Below are 20766 nucleotides of genomic sequence, written 5' to 3'. Positions count from 1 at the left end.
CTTCGAGGCCCGCTGACGCGGGCACCTCAGGATGAGGCTGTGGGTTGGACACCGGCATCGTGCCCCTACTCGGCGGCCATCGGCACAGGCTCGCTGTGCGGGTTGGCGGTATAGCGGTCGATGCGCTTCTCGATCTCGGGGCGGAAGTGCCGGATCAGGCCCTGGATCGGCCACGCAGCGGCGTCGCCGAGCGCGCAGATCGTGTGACCCTCGATCTGCTTGGTGACCTCGAACAGCATGTCGATCTCGCGCTTCTGGGCGCGGCCCTCGGTCATGCGCTGCATCACCCGCCACATCCAGCCGGTGCCCTCGCGGCAGGGCGTGCACTGGCCGCAGGACTCGTGCTTGTAGAAGTACGAGATCCGGGTGATCGCCGCGACGATGTCGGTGGACTTGTCGAGCACGATCACCGCAGCCGTGCCGAGGCCGGAGCCCAGATTGCGCAGGGTGTCGAAGTCCATCTTGGCGTCGACGATCTGCTCGGCCGGCACCAGCGGCACCGACGACCCGCCCGGGATCGAGCACAGGAGGTTGTCCCAGCCGCCGCGCATGCCGCCGCAATGGCGGTCGATGAGCTCGCGGAAGGTGATGCCCATCTCCTCCTCGACGTTGCACGGCTTGTTGACGTGCCCCGACACGCAGAACAGCTTGGTGCCGGTGTTGTTCTTGCCGCCGAGCCCCGCGAACCACGCGCCGCCCCGGCGCAGGATCGTGCCGGCGACCGCGATCGACTCGACGTTGTTCACCGTCGTGGGGCAGCCGTAGAGGCCCATATTGGCCGGGAACGGCGGCTTGAGCCGCGGCATCCCCTTCTTGCCCTCAAGGCTCTCGATGAGGGCCGTCTCCTCGCCGCAGATGTAGGCGCCGGCGCCGTGGTGGACGTAGATGTCGAACGGGTAGTCGTGGACGTTCGACTGGCCGACGAGGCGAGCCGCGTAGGCCTCGTCGACGGCCTTCTGCAGCGCGTGCTTCTCGGCGACGTACTCGCCGCGGATGTAGACGTAGCAGGCATGCGCGTTCATCGCGAAGCAGGCCAGCATGCAGCCCTCGATCAGGAGATGCGGATCGTGCCGCATGATCTCCCGGTCCTTGCAGGTGCCCGGCTCCGACTCGTCGGCGTTGACCACGAGGTAGTGCGGGCGCCCGTCGGACTTCTTGGGCATGAACGACCACTTGAGGCCGGTCGGGAAGCCCGCACCGCCGCGGCCGCGCAGGCCCGACGCCTTCATCTCCTCGATGATCCAGTCGCGGCCCTGCTCCAGCAGGAACTTGGTCCCGTCCCAGGCGCCACGCTTCTTGGCGGCGTCCAGGCCCGGGGATTGCAGCCCGTAGAGGTTGGTGAAGATGCGATCCTGATCCGACAGCATGTCAGGTCCTCACTGAGCCGGCGCCGACAGGGCCTTGGCCTGCCCCACCCAATCCTCCCGGTCGATGCGGCCCGGGAACGCGAGGTAGGTGCCGACCCAGGTGATTTCGTCGCGGGTCCAGGCAGCGATCTGGTCGAAATGGTAGATGCCGAGTCCGTTCAGGCGCTGGCTGTTGCCCGGTCCGATGCCCTTGATGCGGGTGAGGTCGTCCGGCTGGCCGGCCCGGGCCGCGTCGAGTCGCGGCGGGCGCTTGCCGACCGCATCGGCCTTCTGCTCCGGCGTGGCATCCTTCGGCAGGGCCGCGAGGGCGCCGGCGACGCGGGCCTCCTCGGCCTCGGCCGCGACCTCGCGCTCGCTGGCGCCGGAGGCCTCCGGCTGCTGCGGGACGGCGTCGCGGGCGGGCGCCTCCTGGTGACCCTGCTCACCGGCGGCGGGCTCGCCCTCGGCAACGCGCTTGGCCGGTGAGTCGAGCACGTCCGCGTCGCCCTGGCGGGCGGCGCCGTGCTTGGCGGTGGAGCGGCTGCGCTCGGCCGCGTCGGCGCGATCCTCGGGCTTGACCGGCGTCTCACCGTTGGCGGCCCGCTGGGCCGGGGCGTCGCTCACGGAGCGCTCGACCGGACGGCCGGCATCGGGCCGGGCCGGCTTCGGGTTCTCGGCGGCCTGCTGGGTGCCGGAGGCGGCCTCGCCGGTCTTCGCGACGGGAGCGGTGCCCGGCTGCTCGGCCTTGCCGGCCTCCTCGAAGCGCTTGCGCCACGCGCCGACGCGGGAGCCGTCGTAGAGCGTCGGGTCCGTGAGCGTGTCCGCGCCGCCGAGGGGTTCGGACGAGACGCGGCCCGTCTGGGAGCCGATCTTCACGGGCCGGCCGGCCGCGAGGTCGTCCATCAGCGTGCCGAGCGATTCGGGCGTCAGGTCCTCGTAGTAGTCCTGGTTGATCTGCACCATCGGCGCGTTGCAGCAGGCGCCGAGGCACTCGACCTCCAGCCAGGAGAAGTTGCCGTCGGCCGAGACGTGGCCGGCCGGACCGAGCCGCGCGTGGAGCATCTCCTTGAGGCCCCGCGCGCCGCAGGAATCGCACGGCACCGTGCCGCAGACCTGGATCCAGAAGCACCCCACCGGCTCCAGGGCGAACATGGTGTAGAAGGTCGCCACCTCCAGCACGCGGATGTTCGGCATGCCGAGCTCGGCCGCCACGGCCTCGATGGCCGCCCGCGGCAGCCAGCCGCCGTTCTGCTCTTGCGCCCGCCACAGGAGCGAGATCACCGCGGAAGCCTGACGGCCTTCCGGGTACTTCGCGATCTGGGTCTTGGCCCACTCAGCGTTCTCGGGCGAGAACGCGAAGCTCTCGGGCTGCTCCGAGGCGGGGGCGAGTCTGCGGTTTGCCATCGCTTCTGTCTTACCGATCCACTTCGCCGAACACGATGTCGAGCGTGCCGAGCACGCAGGACACGTCGGCTAAGAGGTGCCCGCGGCACATCCAGTCCATCGCCTGCAGATGCGCGAAGCCCGGCGCTCGGATCTTGCAGCGATACGGTTTGTTGGTCCCGTCAGACACCAGATACACGCCGAACTCGCCCTTCGGTGCCTCGACAGCCGCGTAGACCTCGCCCTCGGGCACGTGGAAGCCCTCGGTGTAGAGCTTGAAGTGGTGGATGAGCGCCTCCATCGAGCGCTTCATCGCCCGGCGCGGCGGCGGCGCGAACTTGCCGTCGAGCGCCGCGATCGGCCCCTGGCCGGCGGGCTCGCGCAGCTTGGCGACGCACTGCTTCATGATGCGCACCGACTGGCGCATCTCCTCCATGCGGATCACCTGGCGATCGTAGGTGTCGCCGTTCTTCCCCACGGGAATGTCGAACTCCATCTCCTCGTAGCACTCGTAGGGCTGCGCCTTACGCAGATCCCACGGGATGCCCGAGCCGCGCACCATCACCCCCGAGAAGCCCCACTCCATCGCCTCGTCCACCGACACGATGCCGATGTCGACGTTGCGCTGCTTGAAGATGCGGTTGGCCATGACGAGGTCGTCGAGATCCTGGACGACCTGCAGGAACGGGTCGCAGAACGCGTCGATGTCGTCGATCAGCTTCGGCGGCAGGTCCTGGTGGACGCCGCCGGGCCGGAAGTAGTTGGCGTGGAGCCGGGCGCCGGAGGCCCGCTCGTAGAAGATCATCAGCTTCTCGCGCTCCTCGAAGCCCCAGAGCGGGGGTGTGAGGGCGCCGACGTCCATCGCCTGCGTGGTGACGTTGAGCAGGTGCGACAGCAGGCGGCCGATCTCGCAGAACAGCACGCGGATCAGCTGCGCGCGGCGTGGCACCTCGATCCCGGCGAGCTTTTCGATCGCCAGGCAGAAGGCGTGCTCCTGGTTCATCGGCGACACGTAGTCGAGCCGGTCGAAATAGGGCGTCGCCTGCAGGTAGGTCTTGTACTCGATCAGCTTCTCGGTGCCGCGGTGGAGGAGCCCGATATGCGGATCGACCCGCTCGACCACCTCGCCGTCGAGTTCCAGCACGAGCCGGAGCACGCCGTGCGCCGCCGGGTGCTGCGGGCCGAAATTGATCGCGAAGTTGCGGATGTTGTGTTCGGTCACGGACGGTCTCCGCGGCTCATGCCGACGTCTTCTCGTCGCCGGGCAGCACGTAATCGGTGCCTTCCCACGGCGACAAGAAGTCGAAGTTCCGGAATTCCTGTGTCAGCTGCACCGGCTCGTAGACCACCCGCGCCTGGTCCTGGTCGTAGCGGACCTCGACGAAGCCGGTGAGCGGGAAGTCCTTGCGCAGGGGGTGCCCCTCGAAGCCGTAATCGGTGAGCAGGCGGCGCAGGTCGGGATGGCCCGAGAACAGGATCCCGTAGAGGTCGTAGGTCTCGCGCTCGTACCAGTTGGCCGCCGGGAAGACCTCGATCACCGAGGGGACCGGCGTCACCTCGTCGGTCTGCACCTTCACCCGGATGCGCAGGTTATGGCGCAGGGAGAGCAGGTGGTAGACCACGTCGAAGCGCTTCTCGCGCTGCGGATAGTCCACACCGCAGATGTCGATGAAATTGCGGAACGCGCAGGCCGGATCGTCGCGCAGGTATGTCAGCGCGTAGACGATGTCGGAGGCCTGGACCACCAAAGTCAGCTCGCCGAACGCGATGGCGTGCGACACCACCGCCGGGCCGAGGGCGCCGATGACGCGCTCCGCCAGGGCGGCCACGGCGTCGTCGCCGTAGACCGGCTGGGTGTGGGGCAGGATCGAGATGCCGTTCGTCATGGCCGCTCCTCAGCGCTCGATCGTGCCGGTCCGGCGGATCTTCTTCTGCAGCAGCAGCACGCCGTAGAGCAGCGCCTCGGCGGTGGGCGGGCATCCGGGCACGTAGATGTCCACCGGCACGACCCGGTCGCAGCCGCGCACCACCGAGTAGGAATAGTGGTAGTAGCCGCCGCCGTTGGCACAGGAGCCCATCGAGATCACGTAGCGCGGCTCCGGCATCTGGTCGTAGACCTTGCGCAGCGCCGGGGCCATCTTGTTGGTCAGCGTGCCGGCGACGATCATCACGTCGGACTGGCGGGGCGAGCCGCGGGGCGCGAAGCCGAATCGCTCGCAATCGTAGCGCGGCATCGACATCTGCATCATCTCGACCGCGCAGCAGGCGAGACCGAAGGTCATCCACATCAGCGAGCCCGTGCGGGCCCAGTTGATCAGCTCGTCCGTGGTGGTGAGCAAAAAGCCCCGGTCGGCCAGCTCGTCGCTGATCGACAGGAAGGTCGGGTCGTCCGCGCCGATCGGGCGGCCGGTGTTGGGATCGATGATCCCCTTCGGCTGCGGCGCGATCGCGGGGGCGCGGGAGAGGGCGCGGTTCGTGTCGGTGATCAGGGCCATCGGCGACTCAAGAATTCTGTGCGGGCGGCGAGCGGCGGGACATCAATCCCATTCGAGGGCGCCCTTGCGCCACTCGTAGACGAAACCGACGGTCAGCACGCCCAGGAAGACGATCATCGACCAGAAGCCGAACCAGCCCAGATCCCCGAAGGTGATCGCCCAGGGGAAGAGGAACGCGACCTCGAGGTCGAAGATGATGAACAGGATGGCAACGAGGTAGAAGCGCACGTCGAACTTCATGCGGGCATCGTCGAACGCGTTGAAACCGCATTCGTACGCGGAGAGCTTCTCGGGATCGGGGCTCTTGAAGGCCACCAGGAACGGAACGACCAGCAGCGCCGTGGCGATGAACAGCGCCACGCCGATGAACACGATGAGCGGCAGGTAATCCGCCAACAATCCGGTCATGCCAGGGCCTCGCGAGACGAGTGAAACCGCGGTGCGACGCCGACCCGGATCCGCCCGTGGAATTGTTCTTATGCCAGGATGCGCGCGGCCGGAGGCTTAGTCGAGCCGCCGGCCCGTGACAATGGCTTGTCGCGTCGCACAAAGCGCGCTGTCAGCTGTCCTGTCAGTCCTGTCCGAGATGGGATTGTGCGGCACGAGCACAACACGACGGAAGCGCGCAGGTCTCGAGTCGGGGTGCCACGTCGTGCCCCTGGGTCGAGGTGGACGCGAATCCGCGCCGGATGCGCTTGACAGGCCCTGAAGCGCCCCATAAACCCCGCCCCGTCGCCGGGCGAAACGCCCCCTCCGAGGCGACCACGCCGTGCGGGCGTAGCTCAGTTGGTTAGAGTGCCGGCCTGTCACGCCGGAGGTCGCGGGTTCGAGCCCCGTCGCCCGCGCCACGTTCCCCGATTTTTCCATCGAAATCCATCACGACCGGCTCTGTGCCGGTGAGAGCCCGCGCGTTCCGGGCGGCACGATCCCGCGTCGGAGCGAGATGTGCGGCCGGCGGTCAGGCTGTCTTCGGCGCTTCCGGTTCAGGCTTCATCGCAGGGACAGCGCCCGGCCGCGTGCCGCGGAGACTCAGCGCGATCCCCGCCAGGATCAGACAGCCACCGGCCAGGATGTCGGCGCTCAGAGGCTCGCCCAGGACGAGATGCGTGCTCAGGATGCCGGCCACCGGCACCAGCAGGGCGAAGGGTGTCACGGCGGCCGCAGGGTAGCGGGTCAGGAGCCCGTTCCAGAGGCCGAAGGCGAGGAGCGTCGTCGGGTAGGCCTGGAAGGCGACCGAGCCGATCGCCCCCCAGCTTGGATGCGCCAACGCCGCCAGGGCACTCGGACCCTCGATGATCAGCGACAGGATCAGGAGCGGCGGCGTGGTGGCGAGGCTGCCCCAGACCATCAGAGCCAGCCTGTCGACCCGGCCGATCCGCTTCACGATGACGTTCGCACAGGCCCAGGCCAGTGCCGCCCCGACCACCAGCAGCAGCGGGCCCAGAGGCGCGCCTCCACTTCGTCCGAGCGCGACCGCGGCGACGCCGAGCAGCGCAATCCCGCCCCCCAGCACCTGAAGGCCGCGCGGGCGCTCCTTCTGCACGGCCCAGGCAAGCGCCACGGTGAAGGGCACCTGGACCTGGATCAGCAGCGACGACAGCCCGGCCGGCATCCCGAAGCGGATGGCCGTCATGAGCAGCCCGAACTGGCCGACCCCGAGGGCGAGGCCGAACCCCGCCACCAGGGCGGCGGGGGCCCGGGGCGGTCGGATCACCAGCGCCGCCGGCAGGGCCGCGAAGCCGAAGCGCAGGGCACACAGCATCAGCGGCGGCACCGTCTCCAGGCCGACCTTGATGGCCACGAAGGCCAGCCCGAGGATCGTGACCACCAGGATTGCGGCGAGCCCGTCGCGCAGCGTCATGGCCGCATCCTACGCCGCACGCCGTCGCGTCACCACCGCGTCACCAAGGTCGCACGGCCGCCCGGGCGTGGCGTCGCTCGTCGCGCCGGCCCACCAGCAGGTGGATCGCGTCGCCCGTTCCCGGCACGCAGGCATCCGCCACGTCCTGGGGCGTCAGCCCGATATCCTTCAATTCGCGGTCGGACAGGGTCGACAGGCGCTGGAGCACGCGCCGGTTCATCGCCGCCCGCGACAGGCCCGCGCGCACTTCCGCAGCGACGGCCAGCACGGGCCCGGCCGTCCGGGCGAGCCATCCGCTCCGCGGTCTGATCCGGGATTCGATCCGGGCTTCGAGGGCGGCGGTTTCGGTCAGGCACTGGGTCATGGGTCCCCTCCTCCATCGTTCCGGGGCGTCGCGATCCTGGCGGCCCGGGGCTGGCGGCGACAGGAACACTTCGGTACGGTTCGGAAGAATTGTCCGCACGGAAGAGCAGTACGGATGGCGGTCGCAGTCAGAAGTCCGGGGACGCGCGTCGAGGCCGTGGTCGGCGAGATCCGGGAACGGATCGCGGCGAGGCGGCTGGTTCCGGGCGTGCGGATCCCGTCGGTGCGCGCCTTCGCGGAGACGATGGGCGTCTCGAAATCCACCGTCGTCGAGGCCTACGAGCGCCTCGCCGCCGAGGGCGCGGTGGTGCCGCGGCCGGGCTCGGGCTTCTACGTCGCCGGTAAGACCCGGCCCCTCTCGCTCCAGGCGATGGGGCCGCGGCTCGACCGGATCGTCGACCCGCTCTGGATCACCCGGCAGGCGCAGCAGGCCGGCTCCGACCAGCTGAAGCCCGGCGCCGGCTGGCTGCCCGATTCCTGGATGCCCCACGAGGCCATCCGCCGGGGCCTGCGCCGGGTGGCCCGCGCCGACCTCGCCGAGATGACCAATTACGACCGGCCGCTCGGCTACGAGCCCCTGCGCCACCAGATCGCCCGCAAGGTCGGCGAGAAGGGCGTCGGCGCCGAGCCCGACCAGATCGTGCTGGTCGAATCGGCCACGCAGGCGCTGGACCTCGTCTGCCGCTTCCTGCTCCAGCCGGGCGACACCGTGCTGGTGGACGATCCCTGCTACTTCAACTTCCTCGCGCTGCTGCGGGCGCAGCGCGTCGCGGTGGTCGGCGTGCCAATCACGCCGGAGGGGCCGGACCTGCGGGCGCTCGCGACCCTGCTGGAGCAACACCGGCCGCGCTTCTACCTGACCAACGCGGCCCTCCAGAACCCGACCGGGGCGAGCCTCGCGCCGACCGTGGCGCATCGCCTGCTGAAGCTGTGCGAGGCGCACGACACGCTCATCGTCGAGGACGAGATCTTCGGCGACCTCGAGCCCGAGGCGGCCCCGCGGCTCGCCGGCTTCGACGGGCTGGAGCGAGTGATCCAGATCGGCAGCTTCTCCAAGACCCTGTCGGCGGCCGCGCGCTGCGGCTGGATCGCGCTCCGGGCCGACTGGGTCGAGCCCCTGGTCGATCTCAAGCTCGCCCTCAGCCTCGGCAACGGCCACATCACGGCCGCGCTGGTGCACGCCCTGATCACCGAGGGCGCGTACCGGCGGCACCTCGCCGAGACCCGCCGCCGGCTCGCCGGCGCGATGGTGCAGGCCTCCGCGGAGTTGCGCGCCTGCGGCCTGGAGACCTGGGCGCAGCCGCGGGGTGGCTTCTTCCTGTGGATGCGGCTGCCGGACGGGCGCGACGGGGCCGATGTGGCCCGCCGGGCGCTGGCCCGCGGCATGGTGCTGGCGCCGGGCACCTCGTTCAGCCTGTCGGATACGTGGAACGGCTACATGCGCTTCAACGTCGCCCACTGCGCCGATCCGCGGATCCGGCCGATCCTGCGGGAGGCGCTGGGCTGACGGATCCCGGTCAGGCCGGGAGAACCAAGTCCACCCGCAGGCCGCCGAGATCCGACCGCCCGAGGCTCAGGCCGCCGCCGTACAGCTCGGCGAGTTCCAGGGTGATCGGCAGCCCGAAGCCGTGGCCCGGCACCCCCTCGTCGAGGCGGCGGCCCCGGGCCATGACGGCCGAGGCCGCCGCTGGGTCGAGCCCGGGCCCGTCATCCTCCACCGAGACGGACACGTCGCCGTCGCGCGCCGTTGCGGTGACCCGCACTCGGCTCCGGCACCAGCGGCAGGCATTGTCCACGAGGTTGCCGAGCATCTCGTCGAGATCCTGGCCCTGGCAGGAGACCGACAGGGCCTTCGGGACCTCGAGGTCGATCACCGCGCCCTTCTCGGCGTGGATCCGGGTCAGCGCGGCGCGCAGGTCCGCCAGCTGCGGCGCCAGGGGCGTGCGCCCCCGGGCCGAGTCCGCCAGGGCCGCAGCCCGGGCGCGCCGGAGGTGGTGCCGCACCCGCCGGTCCATGTCGTCCACCTGCCGGCGCAGCGCGCCGTCCGGGTCGCGGGCGGGCTCGGCGAGCGCCATTGACAGGGTGGCGAGCGGCGTCTTGAGGGCGTGGGCGAGGTTGGCGACGTGGCCGCGGGCGCGTTCCAGATTCTGCGCGTTCTGGTCGAGGAGCGCGTTGAGTTCCGCTACCACCGGCGCGATCTCGGCGGGCTGGTCCGCCGGCACGCGCTCGCGCCGCCCCGCCCGGACCGACGCGAGGTCCGCGCGCAGGCGCGTCAGCGGCGCCAGGCCCAGGCGCACTTGGAAGGCCAGCCCGGCGAGCAGGCACAGGCCGAGGATGCCGAGCGCCAGGGCGAGGCTGGTCAGCGCCTCGCGCAGCGGCCCGCGCAGCTCCCCCTCGGGCGCGGCCACCACGATCGTCGCCGGCTCGGGCCCGGGAACGACCAGCACGCGGGCGACGAGGGGCTCGCCGCGCGGCCCCGTGCCCGAGGCCGGGTGGGGTCGGCCGGGCTCGTCGTCCGGTCCCGGATCGGACAGGCGAATGTCCCCGCCGCGCAGGGAGCCGGAGCGGATCGTCTCGGCGCCGTGGCGCACCTCCCAGGCCCAGCCGGGGCCGGGCCGGTCGAAGGGCGGGGCGTTGAGACCCTGCGGGAGGATGCCGGCCTCGAGCCCGGCCCGCAGCGCGACGACCTGCGCGTCGAGCCGGCCGTCGAGCTGCCCGCGCACGAAACGGTGCAGGATCACCCCGATGGCGAGGCCCGCCACCACCAGGGCCGCCAGCACCATCACCAGGGCCGCCGCGAGCAGCCGGGCGCGGAGCGAGCGCAGCGGCGCCGTCGCCGCCATCAGGCGGGCTCCGCGTGCAGGCGGTAGCCGTGGCCGCGCACGCTCTCGATCCGCGCCGGAGCGATCTTCCGGCGCAGGCGCGTGATGATCACCTCGACGGAGTTCGAATCGACGTCGGCGTCGCCCTCGTAGACCCGCTCGATCAGGTGCGGGCGCGGCACCACGGTCTCGCGGTTCAGCATCAGGCAGGACAGGACCCGCCATTCCAGGCCGGTGAGCTTCAGCGGCAGGCCCTCGTGCTCGAAGGCGCCGAGCCCCGGATCGAAGCTCAAGGGGCCGCAGGTGATCCGGCTCGCTCCCCCGCCCTGGGACCGGCGCACGAGGGCGCGCAGGCGGATCACCAGCTCCTCCACGCGGACCGGCTTCACGAGATAGTCGTCCGCCCCCGCCTTGAAGGCCGCGACCTTGTCACTCCAGCCGTCCCGGGCGGTGAGCACCAGCACCGGCAGGGTCCGGCCCGCCGCGCGCCAGGCCCGCAGCACCGAGACCCCGTCGCCCTTCGGCAGGCCGAGATCGAGCACGACGGCGTCGTAGCCCTCGGTCTCGCCGAGATGCTGAGCGTCCTCGCCGGTGGCGGCATGGTCGAGCACGAAGTTCTCGGCGCGCAGGACCTTAGCGACCTCCGCCGCGAGGGCCGCGTCGTCCTCCACCAGCAGGATCTTCACCGGTCTCACCTCCCCGTCCGGGCCCGCGACGGCCGGTTTCACCCGCTGCGGCGGCCGCGAACCCTGCCGCCGCCGGGACTTAGGGCCGTGTCCTCACCTGGGCCGCCGGGACGGCCGCGCGGGCGCCGACCTGCCGGCCGGCATCAGCGCCCGCTGCCAAGCCTCTGAACCCGCACGGGTTCCACACGGAGCGCTCTAGGGCGGCGCGTTTAACCGGGCCTGAACCGCGCGGTTCAGGCCGGATTGCCGGCGGCTCCCTAGGAAGAGGCATCGGATCGAGCGGATCCGGACCCTTCAGAGGATTGAGATCATGAGCGACGACAAGACCATCGACGGGACCGCGCGGGAGGTCCGCGAGGCCGCCAGGCCGGCGGCGAAGGCGGTCCCGCGACGGACCTGGGTGGTCGGCGCGGTGGCGCTGCCGCTGGCCCTGGGCGCCGTCGGCCTGTCCCTGGCGCAGGGCACGCCGTTCCAGCCGACGCCGGTCGCGCCGGTGGCGATCGAGGCTCTGGCCCCCTCGGGCGCGACCGCCATCAAGGGCCAGGTCGCGGAGATCTTCGGCAACAAGTTCGTGGTGCAGGACGGGACCGGGCGGGCCCTCGTCGAGACAGGCCGCGAGGGCGAGAGCGGCGGCCTCGTCGCCAAGGGCGAGACCGTGACGGTGCAGGGCCGCTTCGAGACCGGTTTTCTGCACGCCCGGGTCCTGACCCAAGGGGACGGGCGCACGCTGCTGCTCGGGCCGGCCGGCGGCCCTCCGACCGGCAGCCTGGACTGGGCCAAGGACCGGCTCGGTCTCGGGCCGAAGCCCGACATGGCCACCCTGACCGCCTCGGTCCAGGCGGCGGGCTACGGCGACGTGCGGGTGATGGGCCGCGGGCCGCGCCACTTCGAGGTGGCCGCGAAGGACCGGGACGGCCGCGAGCACCAGCTCCATGTCGGCTTCGACGGTCAGGTGCGGGAGCGCCCGGCGCCGGGGCTGCCGCCCCTGTGAGCCCGGCCTGGGCGGGAGGGGGCGTGCAACCCTTCCGCGCCTGCCGCGTCCTCCTGTCTCTCGCCGGACAGGAGATGCGCGCCGTGGAGCCGATGAAGCCGATGGAACCCATGAAGCCGATGGAACCCATGGAGCCGATGAAGGGCGCGGAGCCCTGGTGGCCGAAGGATCTCGGCGAGCCCGCGACCAGCGGCGCGCAGAACGGGATGAAGTACGCGTTTTTTCCGGACAAGCGCCGCCTCCTCGTCGATCGCGACGGGCAGGTCTCGACCTACGACAGCGGTGACCACCGGATCGGCGGCGTCGCGCAGGCGGATGGGGCCGCCAAGACCCTGACCTTCAGCGGCCAGGACGGCGAGGTCGACCTGGGCTCCCTCAAGAAGCTCGGCTGAGCCCGGCGTGGACAGGCCGGGATGGCGCGCTTAAGCCCGGCCCGACCATGCGAGCAGCCCCGCCAGAACCCGCGATGCCATGCGCGCGCTGATCGACCTCGTCCGCGCCATGCGGGCGGCCGACCGGCGCCGCCTCGGCCTGATCGCCCTCGGCCTCGCGGCGGCGGCGCTGCTCGAAGTGGTGGGCGTCGCCTCGGTGATCCCGTTCCTTACGCTGGTCGGGGACCCGTCGGCGGCGACCCGGATCCCCTACCTGACCCAGGCCCGGGGCGCCCTCGGCCTGACCGACGAGCGCGGCTTCCTGCTGGTGACCGGCGGCGCGGCGCTCGCGGCGATCCTCGTCACCGCGCTGGTGAATGCCGGGCTGACCTACGCGCAGCTCCGGTTCACGCACTTGGCCGGCTACAGCCTCAGCCGGCGGCTGCTGTTCCGCTACCTCGACCGGGAGCGGTTGTTCTTCGCGAAGGCTAACAGCGCCGAGCTCGCCAAGAACGTGCTGTCCGAAACCGACCGGCTGGTGATCGGCGCGCTGACGCCCGCCACGGTGCTCGCCTCGCGGGCGAGCTCCGCACTCGCGGTGATCGCCTTCCTGCTGGCCTACGCGCCGCAACTCGCGCTGATCCTAGGGGGCGGATTCGGCGGCCTCTATGTCGGGATCTACCTCGTGATGCGCGCCCGGCTGGCCCGGCTGGGCGCCCGCACCGTGGCCGACAACGAGGCCCGCTTCCGAATCGTGCAGGAGACCTTCGGGGCGCTCACCGAGCTGAAGCTCTACGGGCGCGCGGAGGCGTTCGCGTCGCGGTTCGACGCCCCGGCGCGGGCCTACGCCCTCGCCACCGCGGCGAGCCAGCTCACCGGCCAGATGCCGCGCTTCGTCATCGAGGCGTTGGCCTTCGGCGGGGTGATCGTGGTGGTGCTGTTCGCGCTCGCCCAGGGGCTCGACGTCGCCGGCATCCTGCCGCTGCTCGGCCTGTTCGCCTTCGCGGGCTACCGTATGCTGCCGGCCTTCCAGAACATCTTCACCTCGGTGGCGCTCATGCGCTTCACCCTGCCGGCGGTGCGGGTGATCGTCGACGAGCTCGCCGACGAGCGCGAGCCCCGGCCCCGCACCGCGGAGCGGCTGCCCTTCGCGCGGGCGATCCGGCTCGAGGGCCTCGGCTTCGACTACGGCACCGGCCGTCCGGCCCTAGCCGGGATCGACCTGACGATCCCGGTCAACGCCACGGTCGGCCTCGCCGGGCGGACCGGCTCGGGCAAGTCGACACTGGCGGGACTGATCCTCGGCGTCCTGAGCCCGACCGCCGGGCGGATCACCGTGGACGGCCGGCCCCTCGATGCCGGTACCCTGCCCGCGTGGCAGAACCGGATCGGCTACGTCCCGCAGGAGGTGTTCCTTGTCGACGGCACGGTGGCGGAGAACATCGCGCTGGGCCTCGACACGCCGGACCTCGCCGCCGTCGAGCGGGCGGCGCGGCTCGCCGGCGCTCACGACTTCGTCGCGGCCCTGCCGTCCGGCTACGCGGAGCGGGTCGGCGAGCGCGGGGCGCGGCTGTCCGGCGGCCAGCGCCAGCGCGTCGGCATCGCCCGGGCGCTCTACCACGACCCGGACGTCATCGTATTCGACGAGGCGACCTCCGCCCTCGACGACGAGACGCAGGCGGCCGTGATGCGGGCGCTGCGCGCCCTCTCGGGCCGGCGGACGCTGATCCTGATCGCCCACCGCCTCTCGACCCTGGAGGGAGCCGACGCGGTCCACGTCCTGGAAGCCGGCCGGATCGTCGCCTCCGGGCCGCCCGAGGCGGTCCTCCCGGGGCTCGGCACGGCCGCGTGAGCAACCCCGCGCGGGGCCCTTGCGTCCGGCCCCGCCTCCTTTACCTCGGCTGTCCGAGGCAGACCGGGAGAGCACCGTGACCACGCGCATCGAGCTGACCGCACCGGACGGCACCACCGCGACGCTCGCGACCCACGGGGCCGAGCCGGTCTCCTGGCAGGTCGGCCGGACGGAGTATCTCTGGAGCGGCGACCCCGAACACTGGAACCGCCACGCGCCCTGGCTCTTCCCGGTGGTCGGCGCTTCGGCGGGCGGGCACGTTACGGTCGGGTCCGAGCGCTACCCGATGGTCCAGCACGGCTTCGCCCGGGACCTGCCCTTCGCGGTGGTCGACCGGAGCGCCGACGCGGTGACCCTGCGCCTGACCGACGGGCCCGAGACGCGGGCGCATTACCCGTTCGCGTTCCGGCTCGACGTCGCCGCGCGGGTCCGCCCGGCGGGTCTCGACCTCGACGTGACCGTCGCCAATCCCGGCGACGTCCCCCTGCCCTACGCCCTCGGCTTTCACCCGGCCTTCCCATGGCCCTTCGCGGGCGGCACCCGCGCGCGGGATGGCGGCTACGCGGTGGCCTTCGAGCAGGCGGAGCGGCCCTTCGCGCCCCAGGTCGGCCCGGGCGGCCTGCTGCTGCGCGACGAGCAGCCGATCCCCCTCGCCGGGGACACGCTGCCCCTCGATCCAGCACTCTTCACCGAGGCCTTCGTGTTCCGGAACGCCCGCAGCCGCTGGATGCGCTTCACCGGACCCGGCCGGGCGATCCGCATGGAGATGGCGGATTTCCCCCACCTGGCGGTCTGGACCAAGCCCACCGCGCCGTTCCTGTCGCTCGAGTGCTGGACCGGCTACGCCGACTGGTCGGACTTCGCGGGCGACCTCGCCGCGCGCGATTCGCAGCGCCTGCTCGCCCCCGGCGCCGCCGCGCGCCACGGCGTCCGCCTGACGCTGGAAACCTAGCCCTTGCGGATCTGGGTGGCGCGGCCCGAGCCGGGAGCGACGCGGACCGGGGCGGTCCTGGCCGAACGCGGCCACGCGCCGCTCGTGGCCCCCGTCCTGGCGGTGCGCCCGACCGCGGCGGCGCCGCCCGTGGGACCCTTCGCCGCGCTGCTCCTCACCAGCGCCAACGCGGTGCCGGCGATCCGGGACGTACCGGCCTTGCGCGGCCTCCCGGTCTTCGCCGTCGGCGCGCGGACGGCCGCCCTGGCCCGCGCGGCCGGTCTCGGTCCCGTGCGGGAAGGGCCCGGCGACGCCTCGGGCCTCGCCGCCCTGGTGACGGCGACGCTGCCGTCCGGCGATTCGCTCCTTCACGCGACCGGGGCCGAGCGCAAGCCGGAACCGGCGGCGACGCTGACGGCAGCCGGATTCCGGGTCACCGCCTTCGTGACCTACCGGGCCGAGCCGCTGGAGCGCTTGCCGCCGGCGGTCGGTCGCGAACTCGCCGGGAACCGCCTCGAGGCCGCCCTTCACTATTCCCGGCGCAGCGCCGCCGTCGCCCTTGCCCTCGCGGATGGTTCGGAGCACGGCGGAGCTTTCCGCCGGCTGAGGCATTACTGCCTATCGCCGGATGTCGCGGCACCCCTGGAAGCCGCCGGTGTTCCGGTCCATTTCGTCGCAGCACGCCCGCGCGAAGCGGACCTGCTCGACGCCCTGGCGCCGTGACCGGGCTAACCGTGCGGTGACAGGGAGGCCGGGCCGCCGTATCTCGCCCTCGCGCCCGGCGCCGCCGCGGTGCTAGGGGGGCGCGGCGACGCCGAAGAGTTGGAGGACTTGCCCGTGACGCCACCACCCAGCGACGCCGACAAGCCCGGCCCCGGCGGCCGGAAGCCGGACGCCGCGCCCGGCAAGCCCGGGCAGCCCAGCCCGTCCGGGGGCGCGTCCCGGCCGGCCGCGACGTCGGCCTCCACCGCCTCGACGTCCGCGACTTCGGCTTCCACGTCGGCCTCCACCTCCTCCACCGGCGGCGGCGGCGCGAAGGAGCCGCAGGGATCGGCGCCCGGAACTCCGCCCAAGCCGGCAACCGACCCGGTCGTGACCGCCAAGCCCGGCACGATCGATCCGAAGGCCGACGCCGGCAAGCCGGCTTCCGGGGCCGACAGCCTGAAGCCGTCGACCGGCCCGGCCGCGCAGACGGCGGGCGCCAAGATCGATCCCGTCAAGATCGATCCCCTGAAGGCGGGCGCGGCCGCGTCGTCGGCCTCCGACGCCCGGGTCGGAACGTCCGCGTCATCGTCCTCGACGGCCTCCACCACTGCGTCCGGCCCGTCCGGGGCCACGATCGATCCGAAGTCCGCGCAGCCCGGAACCGGCCCGCAGGGCGGTCCCCGTCCGGGCGGACCCGCTTCCGGTGCCGCGGGCACGGCGGCGGCCAGCGCGGTGACGGCCGGTCCGATCATCGACCTGAAGGCCAAGCGGATCCCAGATCCGCCGGCCGCCGGCAGGGAGCCGTCCAAGGATGCTCCCAAGGACGCCACCAGGGACACCTCCAGGGACGGCAAGGAGCCGCCGAAGGGCCCGATCCCTGCGGCGGCCGCCGTCGATCCCGCCAGAAGCGCCGCCGCGCCCAAGGCCCGGGCCGGGTTCGGCTCGCTCGCGGCCGCGGGGCTGCTCGGGGGCGTGATCGGCGCCGGCCTGCTGTTCGGCGCCGAGAAGGCCGGGATCGGCCCCGACCCGCGCTTGAACGCCCTGGACCAGAGGCTCTCCAGCCAGCTCGCATCCCTCGACAAGCGTCTCGACGGCCTGGCCCCGCGCGACGCGGTGACGGCGCTCGACAAACGCGTCGCCGCCGCTGAGGCGGGCGCCAAGCAGGCGCTGGACAAGTCCGGCGCGGCGCCCGCTTCCGCCGCCGACGGGCAAGCTGCCGGTCAGGCCTCGGGGCAGGCCCCGGCCGTGCCGCCGGATCTCGTCGCCCGGCTCGACAGCCTCGACCAGCGCGTCGCGGCGCTCCAGGAGGAGCCCGGACAGGAGCCCGGCCGCGACCAGCCGGCCGATTCGAAGCTCGGCGTGGTCCAGGACAACGGCAAGCAGATCGCCGACCTCGAGACCCGATTGAAGGCGCTGGAGGATGGCGGCGCCAACAAGGGCGCGGCCGAGGAGGCCGCCCGGAGGGTCGCGGCGCTGCAGAGCGAGGTGGAGCAGAAGACCAAGGCGAATGCCGAATCCGACGCGGCCCTGGGGCAGCGGCTCGACTCGCTGCAGCAGGCCGTCGACGCGCGGGTGAAGGCCGCCACCGAGGCGGTCCAGGCCGCGACCCAGGCGAGCCGCACCGCCGCCGAGGCCGGACAGGCCCAGGCCGCAGAGGCCGCGAAGGCGGTCGACCGGCGGCTGCAGGAGCAGGCCGACCAGATCGCCGCCCTGGACAAGAGCGTGGCGCAGCGCGCCGAGGCCAGCACCGTCCAGGCGGCGCTCCGGGTCGTCGTCGCCGACCGGGTGGCGGCCGCGCTGGAATCCGGGGCGAGCTATGCCGAGCCGCTGGCGACCCTGCGCAAGCTCGATCCGGGAACGGAGGCGCAGGCCAAGGCCCTCGCCCCCTTCGCCGACGGCGGCGCCCCCTCTGCGGCGGATCTCGCCGACACGTTCCGGCCGATCTCCGAGCGGATCGCGGCCAAGCGGCAGGCGCAGCGGGCCAAGAACGCGGCCGAGACCGGCGATTTCCGCACCAAGCTCCTCAGCATGGCCGACGGTCTCGTGCAGATCCGCAAGGCCGACGCGCCCGCCCCCGAGGCCTCGGGCGATCCGGAGAGCAAGGTCCAGGCGTCCCTCGACCGCGGCGACCTGACGGCAGCCTCGGCGGCCTTTGCGGCGCTCCCGGCCGAGGCCCAGGAGCAGGCTGGGGATTTCGGCGCCAAGCTCAAGGCCCGTGCCGAGGCCGACCAGGCCGTGCGCACCCTGCTCGACAACGCCTTCAAGGCCCTGCCGGTCGGCGCGGCCCAGCCGGCCCAAGCCGCCCCCGGGCGCTAGTCCGGTGAGGGCCCCGATCCGCGCGCTGCGCGGCCGCACCATCTCCGAGCGGGCGCGCAGGCGCCCCGCTCCTCCCGCCCCCCGCGACGGCCGCCAGCCGGCCGCCGACAGGAGATACTGACCCCATGTGGCGCGCCCTCGCCTTCCTGGCTCTGCTCGCACTCGCCGCCTTCGGGGCGGTCTGGATCGCCGACAGGCCCGGCACCGTCACCGTCGTCTGGAACGGCTACCAGATCGGCACCAGCCTCGCGGTCGCCCTCGTGGGCGTGATCGCGGCCGCGATTGTCCTGGGCGTGCTCTGGGCGATCGTGCGCGGTGTCATCGGCCTGCCGGAGGCCCTGGTCCGCGGCTCGGCCGAGCGCCGGCGGGCCAAGGGCCTCTCGGCCCTCTCCCGCGGCATGGTGGCGGTGGGCTCGGGCGATCCTCTGGCGGCTCGCCGCTTCGCGGGCGACGCCGAGCGGCTCCTCGGCACCGAGCCGCTGACCCTGCTGCTCAAGGCGCAGGCGGCGCAGATCTCCGGCGACCGGGACGCGGCCGAGAGCGCCTTCCAGCGCATGGTCGACGATCCCGAGACCCGGGTCCTGGGCCTGCGCGGCCTGTTCGTGGAAGCCCGGCGCCGCGAGGACGAGACCGCCGCCCGCGCCTACGCCACCGAGGCTGCCCGCCTCGCCCCGAGCGTCACCTGGGCCAACGAGGCCGTGCTTGAGGCGCAGAGCGCCGACGGCGACTGGGCGGCCGCCCTCGAGACGATCGAGCGTCGCTCGTCCCTCGGACTGATCGACAAGGCCGCGGCCCGACGCCAGCGCGCGGTGCTCCTCACCGCGATTGCCGGCGAGCGCGAGGCCGGCGAGCCGGAACTCGCCGCGGAGCGCATCCTGCAGGCGGTCAAACTCGCCCCCGACCTCGTCCCGGCGGCCTGTATCGCCGGCCGCCTCCTCGCCCGCCGCGGCGACGTCAAGAAGGCCGCGCGGATCGTCGAGGCGGCCTGGAAGGCCAATCCCCATCCCGACCTCGCCAAGGTCTATCTCGGCCTGCGGCCCGGCGATTCGGTTCGCGACCGCCTCGCCCGCGCCGAGGTCCTGGCGAAGCTGTCCGTCTGGGATCCGGAATCCCGGCTCGCCCTGGGCCAGGCTGCCCTCGATGCGCGGGACTACAAGCGGGCCCGAGAGGCCGTGAAGCCCCTGCTTGCCGACCGTCCGACCGCCCGGGCCTGCCTGATGATGGCGGCCATCGAGGAGGCCGAGCACGGGGCCGCCTCCGGCCAGGCCCGCGAGTGGCTCGCCCGCGCCGCCCGCGCGCCACGCGACCGCGTGTGGATCGCCGACGGCATCGCCTCCGACACCTGGGCACCGGTCTCGCCGGCGACCGGGCGCCTCGACGCCTTCGTCTGGCGCGAGCCGCCGAACACGCTCGCCGCCGCACCCGCGGTGGAGCCGGAAGCGGACGCTGCCGGTCCGACGCTCGTGTCGGCAGCCCCGAAAGCCGCGGCGCCGGTGTCCAGACCGGTCCCTAAGTCGATTCCCCCGTCGGTCCCCACGTCGCCCCCCGCTTCGGCCCCTGTCGCGGCCTCGAACTCGTCCGCGGCGTCCACCGCTGCCGGCCCGGCCTCGGCCGCGCCGATCCCGACCGTCCTGCCGGCGAAGGCGAGCGCCCCGAAGGCGCCCGGTGCCGACCCGGTATCAGCCGGGATGGCGGCCGCGGCGCTGCCGCCGTCCGGTGCGGGTGATCGCGCGGTCCGCCGGATCGGCTGACCGGGTCGGATCGCGTGCCGGCTATCCGGACGCGGAATGACAGGAGCGCCGCGGGGTCACGGGCACGCCGCGGCGCTCGACTATTGCAAGTTGAATGAGCTGGCTTGCCGTGTAGCTTGTCGTGAGAGCCGCCGACCGAGGATCCGATCATCCCCCAGCCTGCCCAGAGCCTGCACGCGCCGTTGATCCTGTCGGATCGTGGCGGCGTCCCGCGTCGCGCGGTGCGGCCGTGACCCTCCTCGACGAGGAGAGCGAGCCGCGCCGGCAGGTCGGAGCCCTCCCGTTCCGGTCTGGACGGGACGGAAAGACCAAGATCCTGCTGGTGACCTCGCGGGAGAGTCGCCGCTGGGTAATCCCCAAGGGGTGGCCGATGAAGGGCCGCAAGCCGTTCGAGGCGGCCGCGCGGGAGGCCTACGAGGAGGCCGGCCTGCGCGGTGCGGTCGGCAAGCGCCCGATCGGCCTGTACCTCTATCAGAAGCGCCTCCGGAACCTCGACACCGTCCTGTGCCAGGTGAAGGTGTTCCCTCTGGAGGTGCGCAAGCAGCTCAAGCACTTCCCCGAGGCGCGTCAGCGCGAGCTGCGCTGGTTCACGCCGTCGGAGGCCGCCGAGGCAGTCTCCGAGCCGGGCCTCGCCGCCCTGATCCGGGCCGCAGCGCGCACGTAAAATGCGCGGAAGCGCAACACGGCGTTGCCAACGCTGCGGTGATCCGTTATGGCCCCACTCGGCCGGACGGATACGCCCTCCACGGGGCGCCTCGGTCACCTGCTGCGGTAGCTCAGTGGTAGAGCACTTCATTGGTAATGAAGAGGTCGAGAGTTCAATCCTCTCTCGCAGCACCATTTATCTCAATGACTTAGCCTCAGAAAAAGAAGTGCTCAGGGGTTCTCGTGAA

General features: G+C 72.5%; 19 protein-coding genes and 2 tRNA genes. 11 read left to right on the top strand and 10 right to left on the bottom strand.

All coding sequences use genetic code 11. The features are described 5' to 3' along the window. Positions 1-65: 65 nt before the first annotated feature. Genes nuoF through CIW48_RS04130 form a run of 6 tightly spaced genes read right to left on the bottom strand, consistent with a single transcriptional unit; the run spans position 66 to position 5632 of the window. A complete protein-coding gene (gene nuoF / locus CIW48_RS04155; protein WP_149309358.1) occupies positions 66-1367 on the bottom strand; it encodes an NADH-quinone oxidoreductase subunit NuoF in 1302 nt (433 codons plus the stop codon). A gap of 9 nt (positions 1368-1376) precedes the next feature. Beyond that, positions 1377-2750: an NADH-quinone oxidoreductase subunit NuoE gene (gene nuoE / locus CIW48_RS04150; RefSeq protein ID WP_149309356.1), complete on the bottom strand. Its 1374-nt coding sequence runs from the start codon at positions 2748-2750 to the stop codon at positions 1377-1379. Positions 2751-2760: 10 nt separating this feature from the next. Then, complete coding sequence (locus CIW48_RS04145) at positions 2761-3951, bottom strand: NADH-quinone oxidoreductase subunit D (protein WP_149309354.1); 1191 nt, start codon at positions 3949-3951, stop codon at positions 2761-2763. Positions 3952-3967: 16 nt separating this feature from the next. Continuing rightward, the gene (locus CIW48_RS04140) at positions 3968-4615 is read right to left on the bottom strand and encodes an NADH-quinone oxidoreductase subunit C (protein WP_149309352.1); all 648 of its coding nucleotides are present in this window, start codon (positions 4613-4615) and stop codon (positions 3968-3970) included. A gap of 9 nt (positions 4616-4624) precedes the next feature. After that, a complete protein-coding gene (locus tag CIW48_RS04135; RefSeq protein WP_043353985.1) occupies positions 4625-5224 on the bottom strand; it encodes an NADH-quinone oxidoreductase subunit B in 600 nt (199 codons plus the stop codon). 42 nt (positions 5225-5266) lie between these two features. Continuing rightward, positions 5267-5632 (bottom strand): NADH-quinone oxidoreductase subunit A, encoded by a 366-nt coding sequence (locus tag CIW48_RS04130; protein WP_007560754.1) that lies wholly within the window; start codon positions 5630-5632, stop codon positions 5267-5269. Positions 5633-5995: 363 nt separating this feature from the next. Here CIW48_RS04130 and CIW48_RS04125 point away from each other — a divergent pair. Continuing rightward, positions 5996-6072, top strand: a tRNA-Asp gene (locus tag CIW48_RS04125). A 110-nt stretch (positions 6073-6182) separates the two neighbouring features. On the opposite strand, the gene CIW48_RS04120 is transcribed toward CIW48_RS04125, so the two are convergent. Both CIW48_RS04120 and CIW48_RS04115 read right to left on the bottom strand, forming a co-directional pair. Beyond that, on the bottom strand, positions 6183-7085 hold the full coding sequence (locus tag CIW48_RS04120) for an EamA family transporter (RefSeq protein ID WP_149309350.1): 903 nt from the start codon (positions 7083-7085) through the stop codon (positions 6183-6185). Between the two features lie 40 nt (positions 7086-7125). Continuing rightward, entirely contained in the window at positions 7126-7449 is a 324-nt protein-coding gene (locus tag CIW48_RS04115) for a DUF1127 domain-containing protein (RefSeq protein WP_149309348.1), read from the bottom strand. Between the two features lie 114 nt (positions 7450-7563). On the opposite strand from CIW48_RS04115, the gene CIW48_RS04110 reads away from it, so the two are divergent. Beyond that, positions 7564-8955 (top strand): PLP-dependent aminotransferase family protein, encoded by a 1392-nt coding sequence (locus CIW48_RS04110; protein WP_149309346.1) that lies wholly within the window; start codon positions 7564-7566, stop codon positions 8953-8955. Between the two features lie 10 nt (positions 8956-8965). Here the strand turns inward: CIW48_RS04110 and CIW48_RS04105 are convergent, their stop codons facing one another. Further along, complete coding sequence (locus CIW48_RS04105; RefSeq protein ID WP_149309344.1) at positions 8966-10291, bottom strand: ATP-binding protein; 1326 nt, start codon at positions 10289-10291, stop codon at positions 8966-8968. Further along, on the bottom strand, positions 10291-10956 hold the full coding sequence (locus CIW48_RS04100; RefSeq protein WP_012319040.1) for a response regulator transcription factor: 666 nt from the start codon (positions 10954-10956) through the stop codon (positions 10291-10293). The genes CIW48_RS04105 and CIW48_RS04100 overlap by 1 nt, the downstream gene beginning before the upstream one ends. Before the next feature lie 310 nt (positions 10957-11266). Between CIW48_RS04100 and CIW48_RS04095 the strand changes: the two genes are divergently transcribed. The 9 genes from CIW48_RS04095 to CIW48_RS04055 all read left to right on the top strand — a co-directional run bounded on the left by CIW48_RS04095 (position 11267) and on the right by CIW48_RS04055 (position 20713). Next, positions 11267-11947, top strand: coding sequence for a DNA-binding protein (locus CIW48_RS04095; RefSeq protein WP_149309342.1), 681 nt, complete (start codon positions 11267-11269; stop codon positions 11945-11947). Positions 11948-11970: 23 nt separating this feature from the next. Beyond that, the gene (locus CIW48_RS04090; RefSeq protein WP_246695117.1) at positions 11971-12339 is read left to right on the top strand and encodes a hypothetical protein; all 369 of its coding nucleotides are present in this window, start codon (positions 11971-11973) and stop codon (positions 12337-12339) included. 79 nt (positions 12340-12418) lie between these two features. Continuing rightward, positions 12419-14170, top strand: coding sequence for an ABC transporter ATP-binding protein (locus CIW48_RS04085; protein ID WP_149309340.1), 1752 nt, complete (start codon positions 12419-12421; stop codon positions 14168-14170). A 76-nt stretch (positions 14171-14246) separates the two neighbouring features. Further along, positions 14247-15122: an aldose 1-epimerase family protein gene (locus CIW48_RS04080; RefSeq protein ID WP_149309338.1), complete on the top strand. Its 876-nt coding sequence runs from the start codon at positions 14247-14249 to the stop codon at positions 15120-15122. Positions 15123-15125: 3 nt separating this feature from the next. Beyond that, positions 15126-15824, top strand: coding sequence for a uroporphyrinogen-III synthase (locus CIW48_RS04075; protein WP_149309335.1), 699 nt, complete (start codon positions 15126-15128; stop codon positions 15822-15824). Positions 15825-15938: 114 nt separating this feature from the next. Further along, a complete protein-coding gene (locus CIW48_RS04070; protein ID WP_149309333.1) occupies positions 15939-18122 on the top strand; it encodes a translation initiation factor 2 in 2184 nt (727 codons plus the stop codon). A gap of 125 nt (positions 18123-18247) precedes the next feature. Beyond that, entirely contained in the window at positions 18248-19873 is a 1626-nt protein-coding gene (locus tag CIW48_RS04065; RefSeq protein ID WP_149309331.1) for a heme biosynthesis HemY N-terminal domain-containing protein, read from the top strand. 229 nt (positions 19874-20102) lie between these two features. After that, positions 20103-20537, top strand: coding sequence for an NUDIX hydrolase (locus CIW48_RS04060; RefSeq protein ID WP_091776742.1), 435 nt, complete (start codon positions 20103-20105; stop codon positions 20535-20537). A 101-nt stretch (positions 20538-20638) separates the two neighbouring features. Beyond that, positions 20639-20713, top strand: a tRNA-Thr gene (locus tag CIW48_RS04055). Positions 20714-20766 lie beyond the last annotated feature (53 nt).

It is taken from the genome of Methylobacterium sp. P1-11, assembly GCF_008329595.1.
GTDB lineage: Bacteria > Pseudomonadota > Alphaproteobacteria > Rhizobiales > Beijerinckiaceae > Methylobacterium.
The sequence above is the reverse complement of the archived record's forward strand: the minus strand, read 5'-3'. Positions and strand labels throughout refer to the sequence as shown.

Excerpts from the sequence above, each read along its gene's own strand:
- CIW48_RS04115 (WP_149309348.1), bottom strand. The coding sequence starts at position 7,449 with ATGACCCAGTGCCTGACCGAAACCGCCGCCCTCGAAGCCCGGATCGAA.
- CIW48_RS04065 (WP_149309331.1), top strand. The coding sequence starts at position 18,248 with ATGTGGCGCGCCCTCGCCTTCCTGGCTCTGCTCGCACTCGCCGCCTTC.
- nuoF (WP_149309358.1), bottom strand. The coding sequence starts at position 1,367 with ATGCTGTCGGATCAGGATCGCATCTTCACCAACCTCTACGGGCTGCAA.
- CIW48_RS04085 (WP_149309340.1), top strand. The coding sequence starts at position 12,419 with ATGCGCGCGCTGATCGACCTCGTCCGCGCCATGCGGGCGGCCGACCGG.
- CIW48_RS04130 (WP_007560754.1), bottom strand. The coding sequence starts at position 5,632 with ATGACCGGATTGTTGGCGGATTACCTGCCGCTCATCGTGTTCATCGGC.
- CIW48_RS04095 (WP_149309342.1), top strand. The coding sequence starts at position 11,267 with ATGAGCGACGACAAGACCATCGACGGGACCGCGCGGGAGGTCCGCGAG.
- CIW48_RS04135 (WP_043353985.1), bottom strand. The coding sequence starts at position 5,224 with ATGGCCCTGATCACCGACACGAACCGCGCCCTCTCCCGCGCCCCCGCG.
- CIW48_RS04140 (WP_149309352.1), bottom strand. The coding sequence starts at position 4,615 with ATGACGAACGGCATCTCGATCCTGCCCCACACCCAGCCGGTCTACGGC.
- CIW48_RS04105 (WP_149309344.1), bottom strand. The coding sequence starts at position 10,291 with ATGGCGGCGACGGCGCCGCTGCGCTCGCTCCGCGCCCGGCTGCTCGCG.
- nuoE (WP_149309356.1), bottom strand. The coding sequence starts at position 2,750 with ATGGCAAACCGCAGACTCGCCCCCGCCTCGGAGCAGCCCGAGAGCTTC.
- CIW48_RS04120 (WP_149309350.1), bottom strand. The coding sequence starts at position 7,085 with ATGACGCTGCGCGACGGGCTCGCCGCAATCCTGGTGGTCACGATCCTC.
- CIW48_RS04110 (WP_149309346.1), top strand. The coding sequence starts at position 7,564 with ATGGCGGTCGCAGTCAGAAGTCCGGGGACGCGCGTCGAGGCCGTGGTC.